Annotated in this window: 26 protein-coding genes; 12 read left to right on the top strand and 14 right to left on the bottom strand. The window is 65.9% G+C overall.

The annotated features are described in order from the left end of the window. Positions 1–7: 7 nt before the first annotated feature. Positions 8–844, bottom strand: a complete 837-nt coding sequence (aroE, locus tag HBF24_RS08565; protein ID WP_167171835.1) for a shikimate dehydrogenase — start codon at positions 842–844, stop codon at positions 8–10. 69 nt (positions 845–913) lie between these two features. Next, positions 914–1,474, bottom strand: coding sequence for a lipocalin family protein (locus tag HBF24_RS08560; protein ID WP_167171832.1), 561 nt, complete (start codon positions 1,472–1,474; stop codon positions 914–916). A gap of 162 nt (positions 1,475–1,636) precedes the next feature. Between HBF24_RS08560 and HBF24_RS08555 the strand changes: the two genes are divergently transcribed. Then, positions 1,637–1,882, top strand: a complete 246-nt coding sequence (locus tag HBF24_RS08555) for a hypothetical protein (RefSeq protein WP_167171829.1) — start codon at positions 1,637–1,639, stop codon at positions 1,880–1,882. 4 nt (positions 1,883–1,886) lie between these two features. On the opposite strand, the gene HBF24_RS08550 is transcribed toward HBF24_RS08555, so the two are convergent. Beyond that, positions 1,887–3,359 carry a RimK family protein gene (locus HBF24_RS08550; RefSeq protein WP_167171826.1) on the bottom strand — a complete coding sequence of 491 codons (1,473 nt, stop codon included), beginning with the start codon at positions 3,357–3,359 and terminating at the stop codon, positions 1,887–1,889. A 183-nt stretch (positions 3,360–3,542) separates the two neighbouring features. Between HBF24_RS08550 and rimI the strand changes: the two genes are divergently transcribed. Then, a complete protein-coding gene (gene rimI / locus HBF24_RS08545) occupies positions 3,543–4,010 on the top strand; it encodes a ribosomal protein S18-alanine N-acetyltransferase (RefSeq protein ID WP_167171824.1) in 468 nt (155 codons plus the stop codon). Here the strand turns inward: rimI and HBF24_RS08540 are convergent, their stop codons facing one another. Next, positions 4,011–4,718: a hypothetical protein gene (locus HBF24_RS08540; RefSeq protein ID WP_167171821.1), complete on the bottom strand. Its 708-nt coding sequence runs from the start codon at positions 4,716–4,718 to the stop codon at positions 4,011–4,013. 138 nt (positions 4,719–4,856) lie between these two features. Here HBF24_RS08540 and HBF24_RS08535 point away from each other — a divergent pair, with 138 nt between their 5' ends. The 9 genes from HBF24_RS08535 to HBF24_RS08495 all read left to right on the top strand — a co-directional run bounded on the left by HBF24_RS08535 (position 4,857) and on the right by HBF24_RS08495 (position 13,009). Beyond that, entirely contained in the window at positions 4,857–5,609 is a 753-nt protein-coding gene (locus HBF24_RS08535) for a sel1 repeat family protein (protein WP_167171818.1), read from the top strand. 56 nt (positions 5,610–5,665) lie between these two features. Further along, complete coding sequence (locus tag HBF24_RS08530; RefSeq protein ID WP_167171816.1) at positions 5,666–5,836, top strand: lipoprotein; 171 nt, start codon at positions 5,666–5,668, stop codon at positions 5,834–5,836. Between the two features lie 10 nt (positions 5,837–5,846). Then, positions 5,847–6,683, top strand: coding sequence for a diaminopimelate epimerase (gene dapF / locus HBF24_RS08525; RefSeq protein ID WP_167171814.1), 837 nt, complete (start codon positions 5,847–5,849; stop codon positions 6,681–6,683). Between the two features lie 53 nt (positions 6,684–6,736). Continuing rightward, positions 6,737–7,423, top strand: a complete 687-nt coding sequence (locus tag HBF24_RS08520; RefSeq protein WP_167171811.1) for a DUF484 family protein — start codon at positions 6,737–6,739, stop codon at positions 7,421–7,423. Positions 7,424–7,425: 2 nt separating this feature from the next. Further along, positions 7,426–8,322, top strand: coding sequence for a tyrosine recombinase XerC (gene xerC, locus HBF24_RS08515; protein ID WP_167171808.1), 897 nt, complete (start codon positions 7,426–7,428; stop codon positions 8,320–8,322). An 86-nt stretch (positions 8,323–8,408) separates the two neighbouring features. Beyond that, positions 8,409–8,945, top strand: coding sequence for an ATP-dependent protease subunit HslV (hslV, locus tag HBF24_RS08510; protein WP_167171806.1), 537 nt, complete (start codon positions 8,409–8,411; stop codon positions 8,943–8,945). 60 nt (positions 8,946–9,005) lie between these two features. Next, a complete protein-coding gene (gene hslU, locus HBF24_RS08505; RefSeq protein WP_167171803.1) occupies positions 9,006–10,364 on the top strand; it encodes an ATP-dependent protease ATPase subunit HslU in 1,359 nt (452 codons plus the stop codon). A gap of 59 nt (positions 10,365–10,423) precedes the next feature. Then, a complete protein-coding gene (locus HBF24_RS08500) occupies positions 10,424–11,041 on the top strand; it encodes a hypothetical protein (RefSeq protein WP_167171800.1) in 618 nt (205 codons plus the stop codon). A gap of 249 nt (positions 11,042–11,290) precedes the next feature. Then, positions 11,291–13,009 (top strand): thiamine pyrophosphate-dependent enzyme, encoded by a 1,719-nt coding sequence (locus HBF24_RS08495; RefSeq protein ID WP_167171797.1) that lies wholly within the window; start codon positions 11,291–11,293, stop codon positions 13,007–13,009. A 90-nt stretch (positions 13,010–13,099) separates the two neighbouring features. Here the strand turns inward: HBF24_RS08495 and HBF24_RS08490 are convergent, their stop codons facing one another. The 5 genes from HBF24_RS08490 to HBF24_RS08470 form a co-directional block, all read right to left on the bottom strand. After that, positions 13,100–13,792, bottom strand: coding sequence for a glutathione binding-like protein (locus tag HBF24_RS08490; protein WP_167171795.1), 693 nt, complete (start codon positions 13,790–13,792; stop codon positions 13,100–13,102). Between the two features lie 67 nt (positions 13,793–13,859). Further along, positions 13,860–15,458: a PepSY-associated TM helix domain-containing protein gene (locus HBF24_RS08485; RefSeq protein WP_240922347.1), complete on the bottom strand. Its 1,599-nt coding sequence runs from the start codon at positions 15,456–15,458 to the stop codon at positions 13,860–13,862. A 7-nt stretch (positions 15,459–15,465) separates the two neighbouring features. Then, the gene (locus HBF24_RS08480) at positions 15,466–15,729 is read right to left on the bottom strand and encodes a hypothetical protein (RefSeq protein WP_167171789.1); all 264 of its coding nucleotides are present in this window, start codon (positions 15,727–15,729) and stop codon (positions 15,466–15,468) included. Then, positions 15,729–15,998: a hypothetical protein gene (locus HBF24_RS08475; protein ID WP_167171786.1), complete on the bottom strand. Its 270-nt coding sequence runs from the start codon at positions 15,996–15,998 to the stop codon at positions 15,729–15,731. Before HBF24_RS08475 ends, HBF24_RS08480 begins: the two co-directional genes overlap by 1 nt. A 128-nt stretch (positions 15,999–16,126) precedes the next feature. Beyond that, on the bottom strand, positions 16,127–17,239 hold the full coding sequence (locus tag HBF24_RS08470; RefSeq protein ID WP_167171784.1) for an S-(hydroxymethyl)glutathione dehydrogenase/class III alcohol dehydrogenase: 1,113 nt from the start codon (positions 17,237–17,239) through the stop codon (positions 16,127–16,129). A gap of 133 nt (positions 17,240–17,372) precedes the next feature. Between HBF24_RS08470 and HBF24_RS08465 the strand changes: the two genes are divergently transcribed. Next, entirely contained in the window at positions 17,373–18,254 is an 882-nt protein-coding gene (locus HBF24_RS08465; protein WP_167171782.1) for a LysR family transcriptional regulator, read from the top strand. A gap of 64 nt (positions 18,255–18,318) precedes the next feature. On the opposite strand, the gene HBF24_RS08460 is transcribed toward HBF24_RS08465, so the two are convergent. The 5 genes from HBF24_RS08460 to rpmH form a co-directional block, all read right to left on the bottom strand. Beyond that, positions 18,319–19,266, bottom strand: a complete 948-nt coding sequence (locus HBF24_RS08460; RefSeq protein WP_167171779.1) for an MBL fold metallo-hydrolase — start codon at positions 19,264–19,266, stop codon at positions 18,319–18,321. An 86-nt stretch (positions 19,267–19,352) separates the two neighbouring features. Beyond that, complete coding sequence (mnmE, locus tag HBF24_RS08455; RefSeq protein ID WP_167171777.1) at positions 19,353–20,711, bottom strand: tRNA uridine-5-carboxymethylaminomethyl(34) synthesis GTPase MnmE; 1,359 nt, start codon at positions 20,709–20,711, stop codon at positions 19,353–19,355. A gap of 66 nt (positions 20,712–20,777) precedes the next feature. Beyond that, positions 20,778–22,529, bottom strand: a complete 1,752-nt coding sequence (yidC, locus tag HBF24_RS08450) for a membrane protein insertase YidC (protein ID WP_167171774.1) — start codon at positions 22,527–22,529, stop codon at positions 20,778–20,780. An 88-nt stretch (positions 22,530–22,617) separates the two neighbouring features. Beyond that, positions 22,618–22,998: a ribonuclease P protein component gene (gene rnpA / locus HBF24_RS08445; protein WP_167171771.1), complete on the bottom strand. Its 381-nt coding sequence runs from the start codon at positions 22,996–22,998 to the stop codon at positions 22,618–22,620. Positions 22,999–23,014: 16 nt separating this feature from the next. Then, entirely contained in the window at positions 23,015–23,149 is a 135-nt protein-coding gene (gene rpmH / locus HBF24_RS08440) for a 50S ribosomal protein L34 (RefSeq protein ID WP_167171768.1), read from the bottom strand. Positions 23,150–23,222 lie beyond the last annotated feature (73 nt).

The raw sequence follows: 23,222 nt of genomic DNA, 5'->3' as shown, positions 1-23,222 counted from the left end.
CGGGTACTCAGGCGTAGCGCTGGCGCAGTTCGCGGTACACCGGCGCGGTGTCCGGACGCTTGCCGTGCCACAGCTCGAAGGCGTCGGCGGCCGTTTCCACCAGCATGCCCAACCCATCAAAGGCGTAATCGGCACCGGCGGTCTTGGCCCAGGCCAGGAAACCGGTGGCCGCGGGGCCGTAGGACAGGTCGTAGCACAGCGCGCGCGATCCGCAGATGGCAAACGGCAGGTCCAGCGCCTGCCCGGCGACGCCGGCCGAGGTGGCGTTGATGATCAGGTTGTAGCTGCCGATCGAATCCAGATCCTTCCAGTAACGCGTATGCGCCCGCGCCGGGTCGCCCAGGCGATCGGCCAGCGCGTCGGCCGCTTCCGGCGTGCGATTGACGATGGTCAGCGTCTGCACACCGGCATCGAGCAGTGACCAGGCCACGCCGTGCGCTGCGCCGCCGGCACCCAGCAGCAGGGCATCGTGCCCACGCAGGTCGACACGATGGCGCTCGGTGAGGTCGCGCACCAGGCCGGCCCCATCGGTGTTGTGGGCGCGCACGCGGCCGTCGGCCAGCGGGGTGAGCACGTTGGCGGTACCCACGCGCATGGCCGCCTCGGTACGCTCGGCGGCCAGTTCGAAGGCAGCGCGCTTGTGCGGCAGTGTCACATTGGCGCCGGCGCCACCGCCCGCGAAGAAGGCACGCACGGCCTCGGCAAAATCGGCCGGCGCGGCATCGGTGGTGTCGTAGTTGAGCGTCAGCCCGAACTGATGCGCGAAGGCCTGGTGGATCTGCGGCGACAGCGTATGGGCAATCGGATGACCAAACACCGTGAAACGGGGGGCGCCTTCAACCATGGGACGTGCAACTCCTGATCGATGAAGACGCCATTGTAACGCCCTGGCCGGCGCACTCCGATGGTGCCGTCATTGCTCGAAACCGGGCTGGCCGACCTGGTCTGGATGCTGCGGCACACGCTTTAACTTATCCACAGGAAACCCCTCCGCGCGGGCCTGCTCGACGTAACGCTGGTACACCGCTTCGGGCATCTGCGTATCACGCGCCATCAGCCACAGCAGCTTGCGCGAGGGCAAGCCGACCATGACGTAGCGATAGTCGGCATCCAGCGCCATGATCACGTAGTCGCTGGTGAACGGCCACAGCAGCTGCACCTTCCAGCGCGCGGCATCATCGTTGCGGATCAGCCAGGCGGTGCCGTGCCAGGTCTTGGGCGCATCCTGGAAGCTGCTGCGGTAGTGGAAGGTGACACCGATCCGGCCATCCTTGCGCAGGTGATATTCATCGGCGGTGGCCAGCTTGCCGCGCTCGAAGATGTTGGGGATGTGCGCAATGACGTGCCAGGTGCCCATGTAGCGTTTCAGGTTCACCTGATCGGGCGTGGCCAGGCGCGGCTTGGGCGCGCTGGCGCAACCGGCGAGCAAGGCGATGGCACTCAGTCCCAGGGTGAGCTTCCACAGACGTCGCATGACAGGGCTCCTTTGGCAGGCGTGGCTTTTCTATAGCTACGCGAGGCGGTGTCGTTTGGATGCATGCAACATCCGCATGCCAGGTGATGGCGCCGGTCGCAGCCGCTGAGATGGACGCCGCGCACGATGGGCCCCATCGACACGCCAAGGGAAGGACACACCATGCCGCACACGCACCGTATCCGTCAGCGCCGCGCCCGCATCGCCAGCCTGTGGCTGGGCCTGGGCACGGCCGCCCTGATCTTCACGCCGCTGCCGGTGTACAGCACCACGCTGGGCTTTACCGCCCCGTTCTGGCTGGTGCTGGCACCGCTGCTGATCCTGGGCCTGACCGCACCACGCGCGCCCATCGAGGCCTGGCGCCGGCTGCGTCAGCGCTCGCCGCGACGGCCGCTGTGGAGCGCCTGAGCGTTCAGATGCCCAGCCGCTTGCGCTCCAGCCGGCGTACGAACTCGCCCATGATGCGCAGGTACAGGTCCTCGCCCAGATAGCCATCCTCGACACCGGCATCGATGGACGGGTTGTCGTTGACCTCGATGACCACCGTGCGCTCGGGGGTCTGCTTGATGTCCACGCCATACAGGCCATCGCCGATGCCCTGCGTGGCGCGCAGCGCCAACTTGACCACCTCGGCCGGCGCCTCGCGCACCGGCAGCGTGCGGAAGCCGCCGGACTTGGCCGCACCCTTGGCGCCGTGGTTGTAGATTTGCCAGTGCCCGCGTGACATGAAGTACTGACAGGCGTAGATCGCCTCGCGGTTCAGCACGCCGATGCGCCAGTCGTACTCGGTGTAGAGAAACTCCTGCGCCACCACCAGCGCCGAATGCTGAAACAGCTCGGCGGCGGCCTTCTCCAGCGCCTCGACCGATTCCACCTTGCTGACGCCGCGCGAGAACGAACCGTCGGGAATCTTCAGCACGATCGGAAAACCGAGCTTTTCCGGCAGATCGGACAAGCGCCGCGCCTCGTCGCGGTAGAGGATTTCCGTGCGCGGCACCGCCAGCTTTCGCGACACCAGCAGATCGTGCAGGTAGATCTTGTTGGTACAGCGCAGGATCGAGGTGGGGTCGTCGATCACCACCATGCCTTCCTTCTCGGCGCGGTGCGCGAAGCGGTAGGTGTGGTTGTCGATGGCGGTGGTGGTGCGGATGAACAGGCCGTCGTACTCGGCCAGCCGCGTGTAGTCCTGGCGCCCGATCGGGTCCACCTCCACGCCCAGCTGCTTGCCGGCGGCGATGAACGCCTTCAGCGCCTTCTTGTTGGACGGCGGCATGGCCTCGTCCGGGTCGACCAGCATGGCGATGTCGTAGCGGTACGGCCGGCGCGTGCGCGGCTTGCGCCACAGCTTGCGCGAGAACTTGTCCAGCGACTGCGCGAAGCTGTCTTCCTGCGCATCGTCCAGACTGTTCAGGCCCACCGGCCGGATCGAGCCGATCTGCCAGACCCGCTCGCGGGTGAACTCGATGCGCAGCAGCGGGCACGGAAACAGCTCGAACACCTGTCGCGCCAGATCGGACAGCGCCGGGTGCGAGGTTTCACCAAAGTGCACCAGGATGCCGAAATCGGTGGTGTCCTGGCCGCCGGGCAGCAGCGCCGCCAGCTTCTGGTTCAGGTCATCGATGTCCAGGCCGTACAGTGAGCGCTTGCGCAAATCGTTGATGGTGCGCACCGAGGGGATCACGCGGTGCCCGCGTGCCTCGGCCAGCAATGAGACGTAGTAGCCCGGCCCCAGGTATTTGTAGCTGCGGCACAGATTGATGACCTGGGTGCGCTCATCACCACCTGGCGTCTCGCGCAGATAGTCGGCGGCGGTGACCACGTGATCGGACGGATAATACGAGCCCCAATCGGAGGCTTTTTCCACAACAATGAGCAGACGGCTCATGGGACCTCGAGCGTGGGGACGCAGGAGCGTCCGACGGGAATGGAGATTCAGCGGAAACGGCCGGCACCACAGGCCGCACCGTGAGTTTGAAGCCTGCCCGACCTTGGCGGCAAGAGCCAAGGGTGAAAATGCACTGAAGCGTCCCCATTTGCCCTGCCTGACCCCAATCACTACCCTCCGCGCGTGATCAAACAGACCGCCCCCCGCATCCGCCGCGCTGCCGAGGCCGACCTGGACGACCTGGTCGAGCTGGAGGAGCGCACCTTCGCTGCCGACCGCATCAGTCGGGCGCAGTATCGACGTCACCTGGGCAGCGCCACCGCCAAGGTGCTGGTGGCGCGCCTGGCCGGCCACCTGATCGGCTCGGCCGTGCTGTTCTTTCGCAGCAATAGCCCCAGCGCGCGGCTTTATTCGCTGGCCATCGCCGACGAGGCGCGCGGCCGGGGCCTGGGCCGGGCCATGCTCGATGCCTGCGAGCGCTATGCGCGCCAGCGCCGCTGCCAGAGCATTCGCCTGGAAGTACGCGTCAGCAACCGGGTGGCCATTGCGCTGTACGAGCGCCACGGCTACCAGCTGATCGGATGCCGCGAGGGCTACTACGATGACGGCACCGATGCGCTGCGCTATGAAAAGTGCCTGGCCCGGGGCTGATCAAGGCAGGTCGGGAGCGGTCACACCACGTTGTTCCAGCCGATCGGCGGTATAGGCGTTGGCCGGCCGCGCCACCAGCGCACCGGTGCGCATCAGGCTGATGCGGTATCGGCCGCCATCGACCAGCGGCAGGTACACGCCACTGCCGTAGACCGCATCCACACCCGGTACCCAGTCGGGGAAACGGCGCACCAGCGTCCACAGATCCGGCCCCGTCGGACGCAGATCCAGCACGGTCGGCGGATAGGCCGCGGCCTGGCGCGGATCGTCATAGCGCCCACTCAGGCGATCCAGCCGATAAAGCTGCGGCGCGTGCCCCAGCAGCACCGCCGGTAGCGTCCACTTGACCACATTGGCTTCCAGCCGGAAGGCATCGCCATCCAGTGGAATCTGCTCGCTATGGCCATCGGGCAGGGTCAGCGTGACCCACCAGTGCTGCGGCGCCAGCCACTTGGCCGACAGCGTCGCCACCGGCGTTTCCTGGCTCAGCACCCGGTAACCGCGCAGGCTGACACCGGCACCGCCCAGCAAAAGAGCCAGCGCCAAAGCTAGCAGCGCCAGCAAGGCGCGCGAGGTGGCCGCCAGCCGACGCCGGCGACGCCAGCGCCGATGACAGGCCACGCCCTGACCCAGCGCCAGCAACAGCACCAGGGCGGCCAGGCCCAGCAGCAACATCGCCGGCAAGCGCCAGAACAGATCCCAATCCATGCCGCACTCCGCAGGGCAAGTTCCTGCGCACGTTAGCAGAGCCCATGGCTGACCAGACATACATAACCCCGTGGCGCGCTTGTATCGACACGGGCGGCGGCGTAGAACGAAGCTCAGGCCAGACACAGGGAAGGGTTCATGGTGAGGCGATGCTCCCGATGGCGCCGATACACGCGGCTTGGCGGCGCACTGCTGCTGTTCGGTCTTGCCATGCACCAGGCGGCCGCGCACACCGGTCACGCCGGCAACGTGCCCGACGCGGTGCTGCAACAGGCCAGACACACCAACACCTGGGGCCATCCAGACCTGGCCGGCCAGTACGCGGCCATCGACAAACTGTCCTTCCACGACTACCGCGGTGCCTTGCGCGACTTTCGTCGCTCGGCCCGCTATGCCGACAAGTTCTCGCAGTTGTGCCTTGGCCTGATGTATCTGAAAGGCCAGGGCGTGAAGGCCGATCCGGCCACCGCCTGGGCCTGGCTGGCGCTGTCGGCCGAGCGCGGTTATCCCCAGTTTGTGCACACCCGCGATCGTGTCTGGCGCGCACTGCACGCCAAGCAACGGCGCCGCGCCCAAGCCGTGCTGGCCAACTTGCAACCGATCTATGCCGACGCGGTGGCCAAGCCGCGCCTGGCCAGCGAACTGCGCATGCATCGCAGTGAGATTGCCGGCTCGCTATTGGGGGCCTCCGGCCAGAACATCCACTGCGTGATGCCGCTGGGTTCGGGCCGGGCGATGCAGAACTGCGGACCGATCTATCAGCGCTGGTACTGGACGCCCAAGCAGTATTTCGCCCATCGCGATGCGCGCTGGAGCGGCACGGTAAGCGTCGGCGCGCTGCAGGACGTCACCGCCACACCACCGCAGAAAAAGCCCCCGGCCGCTCACTGAGCGCGCGCCAGGCGAAAAGCTATACTGCCGCCATCCATCCATGTTTTGTGATTTCCATGCGCCGAATCCGCCAACTGCTCGTGCCCGTGCTGCTTGCCTCCGCCCTGGCCGGCTGTGGCTATAAGGGACCGCTGTACATGCCGCGCCATGCAGCGCCGAAGCCGGCCACGACACCCGCTCCGGCGCCCGCCAGTACCGTGCCGGCACCCGCCACCAGCTCGCCGTGATCCTCGCCCGATGACGCTGCCCTTCACCAAGATGCATGGCATCGGCAACGACTTTGTGGTCATCGATGCCAGGCAGACGCCGTTCCCTATCGACACCTCGCGGCTGACGGCCATGGCCGATCGCCACACCGGCGTCGGTTTCGACCAGCTGCTGACACTGGAACCGGCGCAGCGCACCGATTGCGCCTACCGCTACGGCATCTGGAACGCCGATGGCTCCTCGGCCGGTCAGTGCGGCAACGGCGCGCGCTGCGTGGCCGCCTGGCTGCACCGGGCCGGCGCCATCGAAGCCGGCCGGCAGGTACGGCTGGAAAGCCCGGCTGGCGCCGTGGGCGTGTGCGTGCTCGATGACGGCGTGGTCGCCATCGACATGGGCGAACCGGACTTCACGCCCGCCAGCGTGCCGTTCGATGCGCCCAACCAGGCGGCCAGCTACGCCCTGGATGTGGCCGGCGAAACACTGACCATCGGCGTGGTGTCGATGGGCAATCCACACGCGCTGATGGAAGTGACCGACCTGGCTGCCCCGCATATCGACCAGCTGGGCCCGCGCGTGACCCGTCACCCGCGCTTCGCCGAGCAGTGCAATGTCGGCTTTGCCCAGGTCATCGACGCCAGTCACGTGAAACTGCGCGTGCACGAACGCGGCGCCGGCTGGACCCGCGCCTGCGGCACCGGTGCCTGCGCCGCGGCCGCCGTGCTGCGCCTGCGCGATCGTGTCGACGAGCGCGTGCACGTACAGCTGCCCGGCGGCGAGCTGATCATCGCCTGGCCCGGCCCCGGCCACCGCCTGTGGATGACCGGCCCGGCCAGCTTCGTGTTCGAGGGCCAGTGGCTGGACGATTGATGCCGCGGCCCGCGCCGCGCACACTGGAGCCCTGACGTGACCTGGAGCCTTTCATGGCCGAGTTGAATCTGAAGGACGGCCTCAAGGCCATGGATGTGGCCGAATACCTGCGCCAGCATCCGCAATTCCTGAAGGACTTTCCGGACCTGGCCACGCAGCTGGTGATCCCGCGCGAGCAGGGTCCGGCCGCCTCGCTGGCCAGCTACCAGCTGGAAACCCTGCGCCGCCGCAACAGTGAGCTGGAACAGCGTCTGGCCGAGCTGATCGAGATCGCTGGCGAGAACGAGCAGCTGATGGTGCAGGTGCATTCGCTGACCACCGCACTGCTGCGCACCGACAGCCTGGCCGGCACGGTGCAGTGCGTGGTCGACCGCCTGACCGAGGATTTTGGCACCGACCTGGTGCGCGTGATGCTGTTTCGCGAGGCCGAACAACTGCCTGATGCGGCGTGGCTGATCGCGGTGCCCGATGGCGCCGCGGCGCTACCGGAGTTCGGCGAGTTCCTGGCCCGGCAGGAGCCTCTGGTCGGGCGCCTGGCCGCCGACAAGCTCTCGCGCTTGTTCGGTGAACAGGCCAGCGCGGTGCAATCGGCAGCGCTGATGCGCCTGGGCGGCGCCGGCATGCTGGCCATCGGCAGTCTGGAACCCAACCGCTTCCATCCGGGCATGGGCACGGTGTTCCTGAAGCTGATCGCCGAATCGGTGGGCGCGGCACTGGCGCGCTATCCGGCCGAAGACTAGGCGTGCACGCCGAGCAGGCCATCGATGCGTACCTGCGCCACCTCGAGGCCGAGCGCGCGCCTTCGCCGCACACGCTGGCCGCGTACCGGCGCGATCTGAAGAAACTGGCCGATTGGATGCACGCCGAGGACATCAGCGGCGTCGATACGCTGCGTCCGGACCAACTGCGCGCCTTCGTCGCCGCCCAGCATCGCGGCGGGCTGGCGCCCAGCAGCCTGCAGCGCCTGCTTTCGGCCTGCCGCAGCCTGTTCACCTATCTATTGCGCGAAGGCCATATCGAGCACGACCCGTCCGCTGGCGTGCGCGGGCCCAAGACGCGCCGCAAGCTGCCGCAGGTGCTCGATACCGACGAGGCCTCGGCACTGGTCGAGCTGCCCGGCGCCGACGACGCGCTGGCCTCGCGCGATCGCGCCATGCTGGAGCTGTTCTATTCCTCGGGCCTGCGTCTGTCCGAGCTGGTCGGCCTGGTCTGGCGCGATCTGGACCTGGATGACGGCCTGGTACGCGTGCGCGGCAAGGGCAACAAGACCCGCATCGTGCCGGTGGGCCGCCACGCCGTCAGCGCGCTGCGGGCCCTGGGCCGCGAGACCGGCATGGCCGCGGCGCAGCCGGTGTTCCGCGGCCGCGGCGGCGCGCCGATCAGCCCGCGCACGGTGCAGGCGCGCATGAAGACCCTGGCCATGCGACACGGCATGGCCAAGCGCATTCACCCGCATCTGTTGCGCCACTCCTGCGCCAGCCACTTGCTGGAGTCGTCCGGCGATCTGCGCGCCGTGCAGGACCTGCTCGGCCATGCCGACATCGCCACCACGCAGATCTACACGCATCTGGATTTCCAGCACTTGAGCCGCGTCTACGACGCCGCCCATCCGCGCGCGCGGCGCAAATCGAGCGACTGAGCGCGCCGCTCTGTACTCTTGGCTTTGCCGGCGATACGCCCCACATAAGGCGTTCGACACGCAACGTTAAGGTCAAGAGCGCGCCCATGGATTCGTTTCACGCCACCACCATCGTCTCGGTCCGCCGCAACGGCAAGGTCGTCATCGGCTCGGACGGGCAGGTCACCCTGGGCAATACGGTGATGAAGGCCAATGCGCGCAAGGTGCGACGCCTGGGCCGTGGCGACGTGCTGGCCGGTTTTGCCGGCGCCACCGCCGATGCCTTCACGCTGTTCGAGCTGTTCGAGGACAAGCTGGCCAAGCACAACCATCAGCTGACCCGTGCCGCCGTGGAAATGGCCAAGGAATGGCGCACCGACCGCCGCCTGGGCCGGCTGGAAGCCATGCTGGCGGTGGCCGACAAGGACAACTCGCTGATCATTTCCGGCAACGGCGATGTGCTCGAACCCGAACAGGGCCTGATCGCGATCGGCTCGGGCGGCCCGTACGCCCAGTCGGCGGCGCGCGCACTGCTGGAGAACACCGATATGGATGCACGCTCCATCGTCGAGAAGGCACTGGGCATCGCCGGCGACATCTGCATCTACACCAACCACAACGTATCCATCGAGGAACTGGACTGACCCGCCGTCAGCCCCTCGCATCGTTTGTCCTCGATCCCCCGACTGCCAAGCTAGCTTCCCATGAGTGAACTCACCCCCCGCGAAATCGTCAACGAACTCGATCGCTTCATCATCGGCCAGAACGATGCCAAGCGCGCCGTGGCCATTGCCTTGCGCAACCGCTGGCGCCGCATGCAGCTGGAGCCGGACCTGCGCCAGGAAGTCACGCCCAAGAACATCCTGATGATCGGTCCCACCGGCGTGGGCAAGACCGAGATCGCACGCCGCCTGGCCACGCTGGCCAACGCCCCGTTCGTGAAGGTGGAAGCGACCAAGTTCACCGAGGTGGGCTATGTCGGCAAGGATGTCGAATCGATCATCCGCGATCTGGCCGATGGCGCCTACAAGCTGGCCCGTGACCGTGCCAAGCGCCGCGTGCAGACGCAGGCCGAGGATCGCGCCGAGGATCGCATCCTGGATGCGCTGCTGCCGCGCCGACAGAGCGCGCCCAGCGACTGGGGCCATGATCCGGCGCCGGCCGGCGACAGCCAGTCCGAAACGCGTCAGAAACTGCGCAAGCAGCTGCGCGAAGGCGCGCTGGACGATCGCGAGATCGAGCTGGACCTCAGCCTGCAGGGCGGTGGCGTGGAAATCATGACGCCGCCGGGCATGGAGGAAATGACCCAGCAATTGCAGCAGATGTTCCAGAACATCGGCGGCAGCAAGACGCAAAAGCGCAAGCTGGCCATCCGCGCCGCGCGTCCGCTGCTGATCGACGAGGAAGCGGGCAAGCTGCTCAACGAGGAGGAAGTGCGCGCGCAGACGGTCGAATCGTGCGAGCAGCACGGCATCGTGTTCCTGGACGAGATCGACAAGGTGGCGCAGCGCTCGGACTACGGCGGCGGTGGCGGCGCCAGCGGTGTCAGTCGTGAAGGCGTGCAGCGCGACCTGTTGCCGCTGGTGGAAGGCTCCACCGTGTCGACCAAATACGGCCCGATCAAGACCGACCATATCCTGTTCATCGCCTCCGGCGCGTTCTCGCTGGCCAAGCCGTCGGATCTGATTCCCGAGCTGCAGGGCCGGCTGCCGATTCGCGTGGAGCTATCGGCGCTGAGCGTGTCCGACTTCAAGCGCATCCTGCGCGAGCCGCACAACGCGCTGACCAAGCAATACGTGGCACTGCTGGCCACCGAGGGCGTGAAGCTGGAGTTCTCCGAGTCGGGCATCGACCGGCTGGCCGAGGTCGCCTTCCAGGTCAACGAGACCACCGAAAATATCGGCGCGCGCCGCCTGCATACCGTGATGGAGCGCTTGCTGGAGCAGATCTCCTTCGAAGCGGCAGACAAGGGCGGCGAAAACTACCTGATCGACGCCGAACATGTCGACACCCACCTGAACGCGCTGGTCGAGGACCAGGATCTGTCCAGGTACATTTTGTAAGCTTCGCATGCGTGTCGGGCAGAGCCGCGCGCCCGCGGCTCTGCTAACATGGCAACGCTATGGGAAAGGTCATTCAGTTCCAGACAAAAGGGCACCGCGCGCAACTGCTCGAGGCCCAGCGCCAACGCCAGCTGATCCGGCTGTGGCGCGGCGACATGGAACACGGAAGTTTCTGCGGTTACGTGGCCGGTATCGGCCGCGAATTCTTCATGCTGCGGGTGATCGGTGACGGCATCACCGACGATGGCCTGTACGTGATGCGCCATCGCGACATCACCGAGCTGGAGTCGCCGGACAAGCACGCCACCTTCATGCTCAAGGCGATTGCCCATCGCGGACTGCGTCCGCAGCTGCCGAAGGACTTTCCGCTGGAAGACATCAGCCAGGTGGTGCGCGCCGCGGCCACCCGGGCGCCGGTGATCGGCATCCACGTCGACAGCGAGGACGAAGCCGAGGTGTGCTACATCGGCCGCCTGATCGACACCGAGGATGACGGCTTCAACCTGCAGGAAATCAGCCCCGACGCCGAGTGGCTGCGCGAGCCTTCGTTCTTCGCCTGGGACGAGGTCTCCACAGTCAGCATCGACGACCCATACGCTACAGCGCTGGCAGCGGTGGCCGGCCCGGTACCGGAGCTGCGCCAGAGTGGCGGCGACATCGGCGGTCACGCGCGCTGATATCGCGCCAACGGCCGCCAGGCTGCGAGCCATCCTTCGAAGGCGTGCATCGAGCGGTGCGCGCCTTTTTTGTCTCTGCCAAATGAGACCCATGGCGCCAACGCGACGCTCACGCAGCTGAATCCGCGCTTTGCGCGCGGGGCGTGACTTCATGCGGAATTCGCACGCGCCGGCCTACGGTTGCGCAGTTGTTGTGGCGCCAAGGCGCCGCACTCGATCTCCCCTCCCCTCAACGCCAAGGATTCCGCCATGAGCAAGAAGAAGGTTGCAGACATCATTGTCGACACCCTGGCCGAGGCCGGCGTCAAACGCTGTTACGGCATCGTCGGTGACACTCTCAACCACATTACCGACGCCATCCGGCGCAGCGACATGGAGTGGGTGCATGTGCGCCACGAGGAAGCCGGCGCCATGGCCGCCGGCGGCGAGGCCTACATCACCGGCCAGCTGACCGCCTGCGCCGGCACCTGCGGACCGGGCAGTCTGCACTTCATCAACGGCCTGTTCGAAGCGCACCGCAACCGCGCACCGGTGGTGCTGATTGCCACGCAGGTGGCCACCGCCGAGATGGGCATGGAATTTCCGCAGGAAGTGGATCTGGAAACCATCTACAAGACCTGCAGCCATTTCTGCTGCACGGTGCATTCGGCCGAGCAGGCGCGGCGCGTTACCGCGCTGGCCGCGCAAACGGCCATCAACAAGCATGGTGTGTCGGTGATCATCGTGCCCGGCGACATCAGCCAGCAGGAAACCGAGGACAAGGTGCCGTTCCGGCCGCATGCGCCGGCGCCGCGCGTGCTGCCGTCCGAAGCCGAGCTGTCGCAGATGGCCGAGCTGCTGAACAAGGCCGACAAGCTGGCCATCTACTGCGGTTCCGGCGTGGCCGGTGCCGAGGACGAGCTGCTGGCCCTTTCCAAGAAGCTGAAGATTCCGGTGGCGCACACCTCGCGCGCCAAGGATTTTGTCGAGCCCAACAACCCCAACAACATGGGCATGACCGGCGTATTCGGTGTCGATTCGGGCTATCACGCGGTCAGCGAAGCCGACACCTTGCTGCTGCTGGGCGCCGACTTTGCCTGGCGTCAGTTCTACCCGGACGATGCCACGCTGATCCAGGTCGATGCCGACCCGACCCATCTGGGCCGCCGCCATCCGGTGGATCTGGGCGTGGTCGGGCACATCAAGGACACCCTGGCCGCGCTGCTGCCGATGGTCGAAACGCGCGAGTCGCGCGACTTCCTCGACGAATGCCTGAAACACAAAAAGGCCACCGAGAAATCGCAGGCCAAGGAAGAACACACCGGCGATGACGGCCTGATCCACCCGCAGTACCTAACGCGCCTGATCGACCAGTTGGCCGACGAGGATGCGGTGTTTACCGCCGACGGCGGCAGCCCGATGGTCTGGGTGCTGCGCCATACCCGCGCCAACGGCAAGCGCCGTACGCTACCCAGCCTGGTGCACGGCACCATGGCCAACGCCATGCCTTCGGCGCTGGGCATTGCCAAGGCGCTGCCCGATCGCCAGGTGATCGCGCTATGCGGTGACGGCGGCCTGAGCATGCTGCTGGGCGATCTGCTGACCGCAGTGCAGGCGTCGATTCCGGTCAAGCTGGTGGTCTACAACAACGGTTCGTTGGGTTTTGTGGAGATGGAGCAGAAGGTCGAGGGTTTGCTCGACAGCTTCACCGAGCTCAAAAACCCCGATTTCGGGCGCCTGGCCGAGGCGGTCGGCATGTATGGCCGTCGCGTCACCGAGGCCGACGAGCTGGAAGGGGCGGTCAAGGACTGGCTAGCCCATCCGGGACCGGCGCTGCTGGATGTCAGCGTCAACCGCATGGAGCTGGTGATGCCGCCGAAGGTGGAATTCAGCCAGGTCACCAGCACCGCGCTGTACGGCGCCAAGGCGGTGATGGCCGGCCGGCCCGGCGACGTCAAGGAGCTGCTGCGCAGCAATTTCCTGGACTGACTGTGGACAACTTGGGGACGGCGCCATCGTGAGCATCGCAGGGCGCCGTCAAAAGCGCCGGCCCGAAAAGACCGGCGCTTTTTTGTCCGGCTATTTGCTGACGCCAAACAGCAGCTTGCGCGCCTCGGCATCGGAGGTCAGGTCCGGCTTGTCGCCCACCTCCTCGGCGCGCGCATAGGCGCGACGCGTGGCATCGCGATCACCGATGGCCTGGAACCACGCCTTCACGTTCGGGAACTGGTCCAGGTCGATGCTCTGGGCCTCATGCGAGACCACCCACGGGTAAATGGCCATGTCGGCGATGGAGTAGTTGTCGCCGCCGACAAAGGTGCGACCGTCCAGACGCTTGTCCAGCACGCCGTAAAGACGACGGCTTTCGTTGACGTAGCGTTCGATGGCGTAGGGAATCTTCTCCGGCGCATAGCGGCTGAAGTGATGATTCTGGCCCAGCATCGGGCCGAAGCTGGCCATCTGCCAGAACAGCCACTCCATCACCTCGGTACGTTCGCGCGGCGCCTGGGGCAGGAATTGACCGGTTTTTTCGGCCAGATACTGCAAAATGGCGCCGGATTCGAACACGCTGACGGCGGCACCGCCGTCCGCCGGTGCGCGATCGATGATCGCCGGCATCTTGTTGTTGGGTGAGAAAGCCAGAAATTCGGGCTTGAACTGGTCGCCACGGCCGATGTTCACCGGCTTGATCTGGTAACTGAGGCCCGTTTCCTCCAGAAACAGCGTGATCTTGTGGCCATTGGGGGTAGGCCAGTAGTAAAGCTCGATCATGACGACTCCTTGCCGAGAAACGATGGAAACCCCGCTTCCTGCCAGCTGGCGGCGCCAACGCGCGTATTCAAGCGTGTGACGTCGGCTCTCGGCCCTCGCCTTGATCGTTCAACGTCGGCGGATGGTGCCAGACACTGTGGATATCGCCGTGGCTGGCGCGACGCTGGGTACGCCAGGCCAGCCACGCAAACGCCGCCGCCAGGGCCAGCGCCATGGCATCGACCGCCGGTACCGTCAACGCGCCTTGACGCAGCAGCGACCACCATTGCGCACCATGCAGGATAAGGTCGAGCACGGCGATCCCGCCACTGACCAAAGCACTGGCGGCCAGCAGCTCCACTGCCGCGCGCGAAGGCGGCCGCCAGCTGCTCCAGGCGCAGGCAACCAGGAACGCCGCCAGGCAGGTCAGCTTCTCGGCCAGCGCCACGTTGTCGGTGCCATACGGCGCCAGCAAGGTGGCGATAAAGGTCGCCGCCATGGCCAGGCAGCTGCCAATGCAGCTGGCCACGGTAAAGCGTGCCATGGCGTAAACGCGCCTGGGCTGCGTCACCTGGCGCCGCTTGCGGCGCGTTTCTATCCACAACAGGTTGCCCGAATAGAACAGGAACGCGCCGGCCAGCCCCAACGCGAAATAAAGCCACTGCACGGTGCGCCCGCCAAAGCTGCCAAAGTGCAACGCGAACAGCGCCGCATAGGTCACATGATTGGCGTCGCGTGCGCCGGGCAGCGACAGCGACAGCACCTTGCCGGTGGCCGCGTTCATGCCGATTTCCGACATCGTGCCGATCGTGCGGGCGGCATCGCCGCGCACCGTCACCGTGCCGTTGGCATCACCGTAGTGCGTGTAATAGATGTAGTTGGGCTCAAAATCAGCCACACCATGCGCCGCGGCCACCTGCCGCGCGCGCGCCGCCAGCGCGGCGGGCGACAACGGGCGCGCCGGCGTGCCGGCCGCCCGAACCTGCGGCGCGACCTGCGTGGCCTGGGTGTAGGCACCCATGAAGCCTTCGCCGAAACTGAAGGTGCCAAGCACCGCGAACGACAATGCGAACAGGCACAGCATGGCGCCGGTGACGGCGAAAATGACGTGGAACGGCAGGCTGAGTACGCCGATCACATTGTGCGCGTCTTGCCACAACCGTTTCAGATTGTGCCCGGCACGCAGTGCCAGCAGGTCCGGCAACAGGTGCTTGAAGTGGATCACCATGCCACTGATCAGCGCCACGCCATACAGCAGACTGATCACTCCCATGAAGTACAGCCCGAAGGTGCCCAGGCCCAGGCTGTCGTGCAGCGCGAAAATGAAATCGGCCAGCGCCGAATGCCCGGCGCGACGGTCACCGGCCAGTTTGGCCAGTGTGGTGTTGTGGTAACCATCCGCCTCGGGCCAGTACGCGGTCATGCTGCGGTATTCATGGCCCGGCACGGTAATGCCGATATGCGCTCGCGCCGCCGGGTGACGGGCCAGCACCTGTTCGATCAGGCGCTGGCCGGCATCGACCTGTTCCAGCGGCTGTGCGCGCCAGGCCGGGTTCTGCCAGACCTGGATCTGGGCGTGGAACACACTCAAGGCGCCGGCAAAAAAAGCGATGAAAAGCGCCCAGCCGGCGATCACGCCAACCCAGGTATGCAGCACCGTGAAGCGCTGGCGCGTGGCGCGGGTCATGCCCATCTCAGACCAGCCCCACCACATCGCGCAGCAGCCATAACAGGCCGAAACCACTGCCATTGGCCAGCAGCATCCAGACCCAGGCGCGTCTGGCACTGGCGGCGCTGAACACCAATGCCAATGCACTCATCCAGAACGGAAACAGCAGCACCATGGCCGGAATCAGCACGGCCTGCCACGGCCCGGGCCAAAGATAGGCCAGCACGCCGACCCAGAGCGCGGCAGCCGGCAGCCCAAGCAGGGCGCCCGCAGCAAACCGCCACCACATCAGCGCCGCGACCGGGGCGCCGTTGCCGGTGTACGCGCCCAGCCAAGATAGGGCAGACCCACCGCCGCCAGCATGGCCGCACACAACAGCCCGGCGATACCCGCTGCCAGACCGTGGGCCTGAATCCAGGCCATCGCACCCAGCAAGGCCAACGGCAGCGCCAGCCAGCGCCAGGCCGGACGCGGCGTGCGCAGCAGACGCTGATGGCTCGAGCCCAGGTACAGCGCGGTCACGGCCAGCACAATGCAGGCAAGGGCAAGCAGGTTCACGAATCACTCCGGCGGCGGAAAAGGCGCGCCCGCCTTGGGGCGCGCCGACTCTCGAGCGCTCAGAGTGTAGAGGTTACGGATAGCAAATGACAACCGTTCTCATTTGAATCCGCATCCATTGCCGGCAATCAGAAGCGGATCACCGAGCGGATCACCTTGCCTTCGTGCATCAGCTCAAAGGCGCGGTTGATGTCCTCCAGCGGCATCACCTCGGTGATCATCTCGTCGATCTTGATCTCGCCGGCCAGGTACTTCTCCACATAACCGGGCAGCTCGGTACGGCCCTTCACGCCACCGAAAGCCGAACCGCGCCACACGCGGCCGGTGACCAGCTGGAACGGGCGCGTGGAAATTTCCTGGCCCGCGCCGGCCACGCCGATGATGGTCGATTCGCCCCAGCCTTTGTGGCAACACTCCAGCGCCGAACGCATCACGTTGACGTTGCCAATGCACTCGAAGGAATAGTCCACACCACCGTCGGTCATCTCGACGATCACATCCTGGATCGGCGTATCCGGGTAGTCCTTCGGATTCACAAAGTCGGTGGCACCCAGCATCCTGGCCATCTCGAACTTGTCTTCGTTCAAGTCCACGCAGATGATGCGGCTGGCCTTGGCCATGACCGCCCCCTGCACCACCGAAAGTCCGATGCCGCCCATACCGAAGATGGCAACTGTGGAACCGGCTTCCACCTTGGCGGTGTTGAGCACCGCGCCGATGCCGGTGGTGACACCGCAACCGAGCAGGCAGACCTTGTCCAGCGGTGCCGCCGGGCTGATCTTGGCCAGCGAGATTTCCGGCACCACGGTGTATTCGGAGAACGTGCTGGTGCCCATGTAGTGCAGCAGCGTCTTGCCGTTGAGCGAGAAGCGCGAGGTACCATCAGGCATCACGCCCTTGCCCTGCGTGGCGCGCACGGCCTGGCACAGGTTGGTCTTGCCCGAGCGGCAGAACTTGCACTGGCCGCATTCGGCCGTATACAGCGGAATCACGTGGTCGCCGGGTTTGAGCGAGGTGACGCCTTCTCCCACTTCTTCGACGATGCCGCCACCCTCGTGACCCAGCACCACCGGGAACGCGCCTTCCGGATCGTCACCGGACAAGGTGTAGGCGTCGGTGTGGCAAACGCCGGTGGCCACGATGCGCACCAGCACCTCGCCGGCTTTCGGGCCCTGGACATCAATCTCTTCGATCGACAGCGGCTTGCCGGCCTCAAAGGCCACGGCGGCACGGGATTTCATGGCACAACTCCTTGCGTCTTCTACAATGCTCAAGGTGGACCGCGTGGATCCTCAAGCGCCCAGTGTAGAGCGCGCGCGCGGCAATGATTAGCGCCTTGAATGGCCAAGCAGCTTTGCAGGACAGCAATAATCGATGCGTAGCTGGGATCCAGTGCAGGCATTTGTGGCCGCCGTGCGGCTGGGCAGCTTCTCCGCCGCCGCCCGTGAGCAGGGCGTGTCGACCGCGTTTATCAGCCGCGCCGTGCGTGCGCTTGAGGCTAGGCTGGACACCCAGCTTCTGCACCGCACCACACGACGCCTGCATCTGACCGAAGCCGGGCGCGTGTATTACGACCGCGTCAGCGAGCTGCTGCACGGCTTCGACAGCGCCGAGGCGGAACTGGCCAGTTTCCAGCAGTCGCTCCAAGGTGAGCTGCACATCAGCCTGGCCACCACCTATGGCGAGCGCTACGTGGCGCCCCACATCAACGTCTTTGCAAGGCGACATCCGCAGCTGCAGATCCGTATGGATTTTTCCAACCGCGTGGTCGATCTGATCGAACACGGCTACGACCTGGCACTGCGCACCGGTCCGGTGGATACCGATCGACTGGAAGCGATCCGCCTGGGGCAGCGCCGGCTGTATGTGGTCGCCGCGCCGGCGTATCTGCAAGCGCATGGCACGCCGCAGCGCCCGGCCGACCTGCGCCGGCATCGCTGTCTGATCGGCTCCTCGCCGCAATGGTCCTTCGCCCACGACCGCCGGCTGACGGTGGAAGGCGACTATCAGGCCAGCTCCGGCCTGGCCCTGGTCGACGCCGCGCGACGTGGCATGGGCTTGGCGCAGCTGCCCGACTTCTACGTGGAAGACGCCTTGGAAGAGGGCGCGCTGGTGCCAGTGCTGGAGCCGTTCGCCGCCAATGACGGCGCGGTATGGCTGGTCACGCCGCGCAGCCGCCATCGCGCGCCCAAGGTCAGTCAGCTGATCACATGGTTGTGCCAGCACGTGTCGGAGACGCCCTGGCGCCAGCCGTGAAAGATGCGGGGCGATGGATAGACCGCTAGCCGTCTATCGGTCCGATCATCACTTCCCATGGACCTTACGGTGTGGCTTCTGTCTTCACCGAGGCGTTATAGCGCAGCGGAATCCAGGCATAGCCATGGTCCTTCGCACGCACATGCCCAATGCCCGGAAAGGCGATATGCGCGCCGGCGACCAGGTACCCCTGGCTTGCCGCCTGCGCCATCAGTCGCTTGCGGGTGACCGCGGCCGCGGCCGGGTTCGAATCGTAGCTGATGGTCATATCCGGATGGGGAAACTGCACCTCACCCAGATGCACGATGTCGCCCCAGGCCAGCAGCTTCTGGCCCTGGCTTTCGATCATGTAGGCGGTGTGGCCGGGCGTGTGCCCATAGGCGGGCACGGTACGAATGCCAGGAAAAAGCTGCGCCGCGCCATCGAAGGGATGCAGTCGGCCGCTCTTTTCATAGGGCGCCAGCAAACGGCGCGCTGCCTCGAACGCGCTCCTGCGCTCAGGGTGCCTGGCCTGTTCCGCTTTGCTCAGCCAGTAGCTGGTATCGCGACGATTGATATACACGGTGGCATTGGGAAACACGGCGTGGCCGTCCTTGCTCAAGCCGCCAATGTGATCGCTGTGCATGTGCGTGATCAGCACCGCGTCGATCTGGTCCGGTGCATAGCCGGATGCGCGAAGATTGTTCAACAGATTGCCGCCGGTGCCGGTATCAATCAGGATCAGGTGCTTGCCCGTGTTGACCAGAAAAGCGTTGACCGAGGAGATCACCGGCGAGCCTTCATGATCGGCCTTCAACACCGCCAGCGCCTTGGCCGGATCGCTCATCAGGCGGTCGGTACGGCTGGGCCCGGTGGCATCGGAGAGGGCCGTGATTTCATCGTGGCCCAGCATCAGGCGGTAAAAGCCCGGCGCCTGCGTGCCGGCCATGGGTGCGCTGGCGTAAACCGGCGCCGCCAACGCCACCAGGCCCAGGCACGCCAACATGCGTGTGCAGCGATTCCACAGGTGCATGGCCCACTCCTTATGCCGTCTCGGAAAGCGATAGCCTCAGAGTATGACGCAGCGGGCGAGCTGCTGTCGCGCACTCGGAACGGCGCTTATTTGCCGATACAAAACGAGGAGAAAATGGCACCAAGCAGATCGTCGGAATGAAATTCGCCGGTGATTTCGGCGAGCGCCTGCTGCGCCTGACGCAGCTCTTCGGCGGCCAGTTCGCCGGCGCCAGCGGCCAGCACCTCGTCGGTGAGCGCCAAGTGCGTGTCGACCGCCTCCAGCGCCAGTACGTGGCGGCGGCGGGCGCTGAAGGCACCACCAGAGGCCTCGTCCTGACCACCGCCAGCCAATTCGCGCAGCGCCTCGCGCAAGGTGTCCAGGCCAACACCGCTTTGCGCGGAAAGGCGCAGCAGCTCGCGCTTTTCGACATCGCGACCGGGCGAGCCGCCGTCGCGGTCGATCTTGTTGATCACCACCAGCCGCTGCGGCGTGGCGGGCAGGGCCTCGAGCGCGGCGATGTCGCCCTGAAGGTTTTCCGCGTCGGTGACCAGCAGGGCGACATCGGCATGTTCCAGCTGCGCGCGGGCGCGGCGCACACCTTCTCGCTCGACCGGGTCGTCGCTGTCGCGAAGACCGGCGGTGTCGATCAGTTCCACCGCCACGCCATCGAACACCAGTTGTTCACGCAGCACGTCGCGAGTGGTGCCGGCGATCTCGGTGACGATGGCGCGATCGGCGCCGGCCAGGGCATTGAGCAGGCTGGACTTGCCGACGTTGGGCCGCCCGACGATGGCCACGCGCAGGCCATCGTTCAAGCGCAGGCCACGGCGCGCCTCGGTCAGCAGAGTCTGCAACTGCTGGCGAAGTTCGCCCAGCTGCTGGCCGATTACCGGATCGGCGAGGAAGTCGATCTCCTCTTCGGGGAAATCGATCGCGGCCTCGACATGCACACGCAGCGCGATCAAGGCCTCGAGCAGTGCCTGCACGCGGCGTGAGAAGACGCCTTCCAGCGAGCCCAGCGCGGCGCGGGCCGCGCTCTGCGAGCGCGCCGCGATCAGGTCGGCCACGGCCTCGGCCTGGGCCAGATCCAGCTTGCCGTTCAGGAATGCGCGTTCGGTAAATTCACCTGGACGCGCCAGCCGTGCGCCCAGCACGCATACGCGGCGCAGCAGACTATCCAAGGTGATCACGCTGCCATGGCCCTGCAGCTCCAGCACGTGTTCGCCGGTGTAGGAGTTCGGCGCCGGGAAGTACAGCACCAGGCCGCGGTCGATCAGCGCGCCGTCAGCCTGGCGAAAGGCGGCGAAGTGCGCGTGGCGCGGCGTGGGTGCATGACCCAGCATGGCGTTGGCGATGTCCGCCGCGCGCGGACCGGACACGCGCACGATGCCCACCCCGCCGGCACCGGGTGCGGTGGCGATGGCGGCGATGGTCTCGGTGTGCGGATCGGGACTTGGGCTCACAGGTTGTGGTCTCTGGGCCGGATACGAAGCGGGCCACCGTGAAGGTGGCCCGCGCCGGATTTCTGCTTAGGCTTTCTTCAGCCGCTTGGTGTCGTCACCGCGCTCGATGCGGCGCGTGATCCACCACTGCATACCCAGGCGGCAAAGGCTGTTGACGGTGTAGTACAGCACCAGGCCGGCCGGGAAGAAGGCGAAGATCACCGAGAAGGCGATGGGCATGAAGCGCATCATCTTCTGCTGGGTCGGGTCCATGCCCGGCTGCGTGGGCATCATGAACTGGGTGGCCAGCATGATCAGCATGTACAGCACCGGCAGCACGAAGTATGGATCGGCCGCGGAAAGATCGTGAATCCAGCCGAAGAACGGCGCCTGGCGCAGCTCCACGCTCTCGCGCAGCACCGTGTACAGGGCGAAGAACACCGGAATCTGGATCAGCATCGGCCAGCAGCCGGCCACGGGATTGATCTTCTCCTTCTTGTACAGCTCCATCATGGCCTGCTGCATCTTCTGCTTGTCGTCGCCGTAACGCTCCTTGAGCGAATCCATGCGCGGCTTGAGCTTGCGCATCTTGGCGGCCGACTTGTACTGGGCCTCGTTGGCCTTGTAGAAGATGACGTTGATCAGCAGCACCAGCAGGATGATGGCCACACCCCAGTTGCCGGTCAGGGCGTGGAAGTGGTCCAGCACCCAGTGCAGCGGCACGGCGACCACGGTGAAGAAGCCGTAATCGACCGCCAGATCCATGCCCGGCGCCACGGCAGCCAGACGGTCGCGCAGCTTGGGTCCGACATACAGACGCGCGTGGCTGGTGGCCTGCTTGCCCGGCGCTACACTGATCTGCGGACCGATCGCACGCACCAGATAGCGCGGCTTGCCCGCCCCCTTGTTGAGCGTGGCGCTGGCGTAGGCATCGCGCTCGCCCTTGGGCGGAATCCAGGCGGTCATGAAATAGTGCTGCACCATCGCCAGCCAGCCGCCGGTGATGTCGCGCTTGAGTGGATCCTCGCCAAACTTGTCGAAAGCCAGCTTGCTGAACTTGTCACCCGGGCTGTACCAGGCTGCACCGAAGAAGCTGTAGTGAGACTGGTCCGAATAGCGTTCCAGGAAATTGCTGTATTTCTTTTTCGGCGGAACGACCCGCTGCAGCTGGCGGTAGGCGTTGCCGGTCCAGGTGGCGCTGCCGTGGTTGTCGATCTGCTGCTGCAGCTGCACCTGATAGCTGCCGCGCGTGAGCACGTAGCGCTTGGTCACGGTCAGGCCCTGGCCATTGGTCCAGGTCAGCGGCACCACCAGCGTCTTGGCGCCCGGCCCCATCTGGTAGTCGGTCTTCTCGGCGTGGAACATGGCGCGATGATCGGGCGCGGCATCATGCGCACTGATCAGGCCACTCTGGGCCACAAAGAAGCTGTCGGCCTGATCGTCGAGCAGGTGCACCGACTCAGTGGATTTCAGCGTTTTGGGGTAGCCCAGCAATTCCGCCTTGATGATCGAGCCGCCGCGGGTGTCGATGGTCAGGCGCAGCAGCGGCGTGCTGACCGTAACCAGCTGGCCATGGCTGGACGGCTTGGCACTGGCGCCCGGTGCACTGGGCGTGCTGGCACTGGCCTGCTCGTCGGTCGGCACGCTGGGTGTGGCCGCGCTGCCGGCATCGGGCACGTCGCCGTTGCTGGCGGACGCCTTGCTGGGCGCACCCTGATCGGTCTGCGCGCTGGGCGTCGGCGTGGCGGCCGGGCGGGCGTAATCGTTCTCCCACTGGTTCCACAGCAGATACGCCACGAAAAGCAGCACCAGGACAAGGAACGTGCGGGTTTGATTCATCGCGGGAAGGATCCGGTTGGAGCACCGTGCGGCATGGCAGCCAGAGCGGTGGTTCGTCCCGACCGCGGCGGCGCGGGACGAGCGAGGGTCAGCGCGCGATTTTGCCGGGCCTTGGCGGCACCTTCAACGTGGAAAGCTTCTTCCACAGGCGCGTCAGTTCGTCGCGCAGCGTGGCCAGGTCGGCATCCCGGGCCGATTCACGGGCCATGACCAGGATGTCGACCGCGGGCAAATCAAGGCGTGCGTAACGAAACGATTCACGGATCACGCGCTTGATGCGGTTGCGGTCCACGGCACGCTTGGAAACGCGCTTGGAGATCGCAAGGCCCAGACGCGCAACGCCGGCCTCATTGCTGCCGAAGCGGATCCGGAACGATCCGCTGGACAGCCGGCCGGCGCTGTGACGCAGGGCGGCAAAATCAGCGGCGCGGCGGAGCCGCGCCTCGCGCGGCAGGCCTGCGTCGCACATCAACAAACGCCTTGTCTTACGGGATCAGGCGCTTGCGGCCCTTGGCACGACGGGCGTTGATGATCTTGCGGCCGTCGGCCGTACGCATACGGGCACGAAAGCCGTGCGTGCGGGCGCGCTTGAGCTTGCTGGGCTGGAAGGTCCGCTTCATGGCTTCCTCCTGAAAAGGTGATTGAGAAAAAGACGCGGGATTATGCGAAGCATTTGCCGTTTTGTCAACTATT

The organism is Oleiagrimonas sp. C23AA, from assembly GCF_011759385.1.
In the GTDB taxonomy this organism is placed as follows: Bacteria; Pseudomonadota; Gammaproteobacteria; order Xanthomonadales; family Rhodanobacteraceae; genus Oleiagrimonas.
Note: the sequence above shows the minus strand (reverse complement) of the source record. Positions and strands in the feature narration are given on the sequence as shown.